Consider the following 4,481-nt stretch of genomic DNA (forward strand, 5'->3'; position numbering starts at 1 on the left):
AGCGTCTGGTCGCCTGCACCGGCGGCAACATCGAGAACGCGCGCGCCCGTGTCGATGCCGGTCATCGCCATCATCGCGTCGGTTGAGTCCCGAAGCCATGTCCGGATCACGGCGCTCTTGTCGTTCCATCCAGGAGCGCAGGCGTCCCATTGGCGGCGAATTGCGGTCTTGAGGGCGTTCGGGTCGGTCGGGGTCTGTGCGGCGATGGTCATGTCATGCCTCCCGTGTCGAGACCGTCATATCGGTCGCCGGAAGCGCGCGGCAGCCGCAAGATTGCCAGCAGGGGCCGCAAAATCGCATAGTGCGGCATGTTCGACTGGAACGACCTCAAGTACTTTCTTGCGGTCGCTCGCGAGGGCAGCACCATCGCGGCAGCGAAAGCGCTTGGCGTCAATCAATCGACCGTGCAGCGCCGCTTGTCCGAACTCGAGAGCAAGCTGGGACGTGCGGTGGTGTCTCGCGATGTCCGCGGCTATAGGCTCACCGCTTTTGGCGAGGAGCTGATCGGCTTTGCGGAGCAGGTCGAAAAAGCGGTGCAGCAACTCGATCAGCATGTTGCGGATGTCGGGCGCGATCGCAGCGGCATCATTCGCCTGACATGTCCGGAACCGATCGTGCCGAGGCTGACTCCACTGGTTGAGCGTTTCCATGCGCGGCATCCGCAGTATCGCATCGAGTTCGTCACGAGCGATCGTTATCTCGATCTGCTCAAGGGTGAGGCCGATGTCGCGTTCCGCTCAGGCGATACCGATGACGACCTCATCGGCCGCAAGATAGCGGACTCGATCTGGGCGGTGTATGCGAGCCGCGCCTATATCGAGAAGCACGGGCAGCCAGGCCGTGTAGAGGATCTCGCGGATCATCGTCTGGTGGGTTTCGACGATACGATGCTAAATCATCGCGTTGCGAAATGGTTGCAGGCGATTGCACCAAATGCACGGATCATCGCGCGCAACAACAGCGTGCTGGGGCTGGTCTATGCGGTGAAATCGGGGATCGGGATCGGTCCGCTTCCGACGGCCATTGCGGACGAGCAGGACGATCTTGTCCGGGTGCTCGGTCCCATTTCCGAGCTGACGCGAAGCTGGCGTCTGCTGACCCATCCGGACCTTAGACGCGCGCCGCGGATATCGGCATTCTTCGACTTTATCGCGGAGGAAAAGCCGGCACTGAAATCGATCTTCACCGGGTAGTTCGTGCCCTGCCGATGTTCCGGTTGGCCATGCTCAATGCACCGAGCCGATGAAGTTCTGCAGTTCCGGTGTCTTCGGATTTGTGAACAGCTCCTTCGGCGGGCCTTCCTCATGCACCTTGCCCATATGCATGAACACGAGCTTGGTGCCGACATCGCGCGCGAAGCGCATCTCGTGGGTGACGAGAATGAGCGTGATGCCTTCCCTGGCGAGGCCCTCGACCACGCGCAGCACTTCGTTGACGAGTTCCGGGTCGAGCGCCGAGGTGATCTCGTCGCAGAGCAGCACGTTCGGCCGCATGGCGAGCGCCCGCGCGATCGCGACACGCTGCTGCTGGCCGCCGGACAGCTGGGAGGGGTAATTGCCGGCCTTGTCGGCGAGGCCGACCTTGGCGAGCATTTCGGCGGCAAGCTCCCTGGCCTCGACCGGCTGCACCTTGTTCACGACCGTGGGGGCCAGCATCACGTTCTCGGCGGCGGTGAGATGCGGGAACAGATTGAATTGCTGAAACACCATCCCGACATTGCGGCGCAGATCGCGCAGCTTTCCTTCCTTTGCGTACAGGCCGACATCGATGCCGTCGACGACGATGGCGCCGGCATCGTAGGTCTCCAGCCCATTGATGCAGCGGAGCAGGGTCGACTTGCCCGAACCCGAGCGCCCGATGATCGCGACCACGTCGCCGCGCGCAACCTGGACCGACACACCCTTCAGGACTTCTGTCTGGCCGAAGCTCTTGCGCACATCCACGATGTCCACGAGGGACGCTTGGGCTGGCGTCTTGTCAGCGAGCGACATTGAGCTGCCTTTCCAGACGATGCGCGTACCAGGAGAGCGGGAAGCAGAGTGCGAAGTAGATCAGCGCGACCAGCGAATAGACCAGAAAGGGTCGGAAGGTCGCGTTGTTCAGCATGGTGCCGGCCTTGGTCAGGTCGACAAAGCCGATGATCGAGGCGAGGGCGGTGCCCTTGATCACCTGAACCGAAAAGCCGACGGTCGGCGCGATCGCGATGCGCGCGGCCTGCGGCAGGATCACGTAGCGCATCTGTTCGACATAGGAGAGGGCGAGCGTATCGGAGGCCTCCCACTGGCCTTTCGGAATCGCTTCCACACAGCCGCGCCAGATGTCGGTCAGGAAGGCCGAGGTCCAGAAGGTGAGTGCGAGCCAGGCGGCGATCCATGGATCGACATCGATGCCGAACAATCCGACGCCGAAGAAGAAGAGGAAGAGCTGCATCAGGAGCGGCGTGCCCTGGAAGAACTCGATGTACCAGCGCGTCAGCCGCTCGAGCCATGGTTTGCCCGAGACGCGCGCGAACAGGAGCGCGAGCGCGACGATGCCGCCGGAGACGAACGCGATCAGCGAGAGGAGGAAGGTCCAGCGCGTCGCCAGAAGGAGGTTCGAGAGGATCACCCAGAAGGAAAAATCGCTCATCGCCCGTTCCTGGTTTCACGCTTTCGGGAAGGACCAGCGCCCGATGCCGCGCAGGACGGCGCGCAGCGATATGGCGAGCAGGAGATAGAGCAGGGTGACGACGAGATAGACCTCGAAGGCCCTGAAGTTGCGCGACTGGATGTAGTTCGCCGCATAGGTTAGATCTTCCGCAGAAATCTGCGAGACCACGGCAGAGCCGAGCATCACGATCACGATCTGCGATGACAGGGCCGGATAGATTTTCTGAAAGGCCTGTTTCAGCACGACGTAGCGCAGGATCTGCAGGCGCGACATTGCAAGACTTTCGCCCGCCTCGATATGTCCTTTCGGGACTGCCTGAATGCCGGCGCGGATGATCTCCGTCGAATAGGCGCCGAGATTGATCGTCATCGCCAGGAAAGCGGCCACCGTCTCCGACAGTTTCACGCCCGCCGCCGGCAAGCCGAAAAAGATGAAGAAGAGCTGCACGATGAACGGCGTATTGCGGATGATCTCGACATAGGCGCCCACCACCCAGTCGAGCCATTTCGGACCGAAGGCGCGGGCCGATGCACCGGCGGTCCCGAGCGCAACGCCCGCGACCGTCGATACGATGGTCAGCACGATGGTGAAGATCAGGCCGTGCAGCAGCACAGGCCAGTAAGGCAGCAGATCACCGAAGACGAGCGTGTAACCCATGACGGGTCTGCCGCCGCGGCTTTATAGATTCGCCGGCAGATCCGCCTTCAGCCACTTCTGCGAAATCTTGTTGAGTTCGCCGGACGATTTCGCCTTCGCGATGATCTCGTTGACCTTGGCCAGCAGCTTCGGCTCATCCTTGTTCAGGCCGATATAGCAGGGGCTTTCCTTCATCACGAACTTGAGAACGGGTGGGCGCGCCTTTGATTTCTCCGCAATCACCGCGGCGACCACGTTGCCGGTTGCGATCAGGTCGACCTGGCCGGAGATGAAGGCGGAAATCGTGGCGTTGTTGTCCTCGTAGCGCTTCACAGTGGTGGAGGAGGGCGCGGCCTTGGAAATTTCCTGCTCCTCGATTGCGCCGCGGGTCGCGCCCAGTGTCTTGCCGGCAAGGTCGTCGGTCTTGCCAACGGCGATCTCCTTCGTGCCGTAGACGCCGGAGAAGAACGGCGCATAGGCGTTCGAGAAGTCGATCACCTTCTCGCGCTCGGGATTCTTGCCAAGGCTTGAAATGACGAGATGGGCCTTCTTGGTCTGCAGATAGGGAATACGGTTGGCGCTGGTGACCGCGATGATCTCGACTTTCACGCCGAGCTCCTTGCCGATGAGATTGGCCATATCGATGTCGTAGCCGACCGGCTTGAGATCAGGGCCCGCCGAGCCGAACGGCGCGAAGTCCTGCGGCACGGCCACCTTCAGCACCTTGGCCTTCATGATGTCGTCGAGCGCGTCGGCCCGGGCCGACGTTGCAGCCATTAAGGCGGCGATGCCGAAAAAAGCGGCACGAATTGCAAGGCTTGCAGGCTTCATCGCAGGCTCCCGGTTGTACGCAGCGGTTCCGGAAACCTGGAGCAAGGGTCGTGCCGCGGGTGATGGGCCTGGCCGGGCAAGAGGGGGCTCGTGAAAGCTGGCCCCAGGCAAACTTCGCCTGCGCCCCGCAGACCGGCAGGTGCCGCAGGTGGTCCAGGGCAGGGGGCGGTAGCCGCGTGCGGTCCTTGGGAGCGGGACTGCCGCAAGCGGACTCTTGCAAAACGCCTATCCCTCGGGCATATCCCCGCTGGCGGCGGGCCTTGCGGTCCGCCGCAGGCGCTTCGTAGGAGTGTAGCTCAACTGGCTAGAGCACCGGTCTCCAAAACCGGGGGTTGGGGGTTCGAGTCCCTCCACTCCTGCCAGCC

At 62.4% G+C, this 4,481-nt stretch carries 6 protein-coding genes and 1 tRNA gene; 2 read left to right on the forward strand and 5 right to left on the reverse strand.

Going from position 1 to position 4,481, the window contains the following annotated elements; all coding sequences use genetic code 11:
- On the reverse strand, positions 1 to 212 hold a 212-nt coding region (locus tag VNZ93_RS16525; RefSeq protein ID WP_325707414.1), incomplete at its 3' end, for a hypothetical protein.
- Between the two features lie 96 nt (positions 213 to 308).
- Between VNZ93_RS16525 and VNZ93_RS16530 the strand changes: the two genes are divergently transcribed.
- Entirely contained in the window at positions 309 to 1,193 is an 885-nt protein-coding gene (locus VNZ93_RS16530; RefSeq protein ID WP_325707416.1) for a LysR family transcriptional regulator, read from the forward strand.
- Positions 1,194 to 1,226: 33 nt separating this feature from the next.
- Here the strand turns inward: VNZ93_RS16530 and VNZ93_RS16535 are convergent, their stop codons facing one another.
- The 4 genes from VNZ93_RS16535 to VNZ93_RS16550 are packed head-to-tail and all read right to left on the reverse strand — an operon-like array spanning position 1,227 to position 4,116.
- Positions 1,227 to 1,991, reverse strand: coding sequence for an amino acid ABC transporter ATP-binding protein (locus VNZ93_RS16535; RefSeq protein WP_325707419.1), 765 nt, complete (start codon positions 1,989 to 1,991; stop codon positions 1,227 to 1,229).
- Positions 1,978 to 2,628 (reverse strand): amino acid ABC transporter permease, encoded by a 651-nt coding sequence (locus VNZ93_RS16540; protein ID WP_325707422.1) that lies wholly within the window; start codon positions 2,626 to 2,628, stop codon positions 1,978 to 1,980. Before VNZ93_RS16540 ends, VNZ93_RS16535 begins: the two co-directional genes overlap by 14 nt.
- 15 nt (positions 2,629 to 2,643) lie before the next feature.
- Positions 2,644 to 3,306, reverse strand: a complete 663-nt coding sequence (locus VNZ93_RS16545) for an amino acid ABC transporter permease (RefSeq protein ID WP_325707425.1) — start codon at positions 3,304 to 3,306, stop codon at positions 2,644 to 2,646.
- Between the two features lie 21 nt (positions 3,307 to 3,327).
- Complete coding sequence (locus VNZ93_RS16550) at positions 3,328 to 4,116, reverse strand: transporter substrate-binding domain-containing protein (protein ID WP_414710096.1); 789 nt, start codon at positions 4,114 to 4,116, stop codon at positions 3,328 to 3,330.
- A 285-nt stretch (positions 4,117 to 4,401) separates the two neighbouring features.
- Here VNZ93_RS16550 and VNZ93_RS16555 point away from each other — a divergent pair.
- A tRNA-Trp gene (locus tag VNZ93_RS16555) sits at positions 4,402 to 4,478 on the forward strand.
- Positions 4,479 to 4,481 lie beyond the last annotated feature (3 nt).

The sequence above is a fragment of the Pseudorhodoplanes sp. genome (genome assembly GCF_035565795.1).
In the GTDB taxonomy this organism is placed as follows: Bacteria; Pseudomonadota; Alphaproteobacteria; order Rhizobiales; family Xanthobacteraceae; genus Pseudorhodoplanes.